The 569-nt window shown below is 56.1% G+C and carries 1 protein-coding gene; it reads right to left on the reverse strand.

Translation table 11 applies throughout. The annotated features are described in order from the left end of the window. Positions 1-569 (reverse strand): LLM class flavin-dependent oxidoreductase (locus DU29_RS0129210; protein WP_028624831.1); only part of this gene is annotated, 569 nt, incomplete at both ends.

Genomic DNA, 569 nt, shown 5'->3' on the forward strand with positions numbered 1-569 from the left:
TGCGTGAAGGGTTTGAATCTTGGTGTCAGCGACCGCCAATTCTTGATTGTCATGGCTTGCTGCGCGATATTTTGGGGATAGTAAAGCCAGCCATCCCCATGCTCGGCAATCCATTCGACCGACTGGCGTGAATGACCAGTCACCATCACGGGAATGTCTCTCAACGCCGGTTTCGGCAGCGTATCTGCACCCGACAAGTTCACTCGGGGCGTGGAGATTTCCGGGAAGTCCTCACGCCAGGCTTGACGCAACACAGTCAATGCTTCTTGGAACAACGTGGCTCGCGCATCCATTGTCTGACCGAAGGCCGGGAACTCTGTTGGCCGATCACCCGTGGCGATACCTAGCACCAGGCGCTGATTTGACAAGCGGTCGATCGAGGCTGCTGCTTTGGCCACAAGCAAGGGATGACGCAGAGTGGTGATGACGCTGCCAGTTGCGAGCGCGATGCGCGACGTCTGTGCCGTGACGTAGCCCATGAATGGCCACAGGTCATGGATGTGACCCACGTCGCCAAAAGACGGGACATTGAGAAATACATCCCTGAAGTAAAGGGCTGCAAAGTTATG

The organism is Pseudomonas sp. Ant30-3 (genome assembly GCF_000690905.1).
GTDB lineage: Bacteria > Pseudomonadota > Gammaproteobacteria > Pseudomonadales > Pseudomonadaceae > Aquipseudomonas.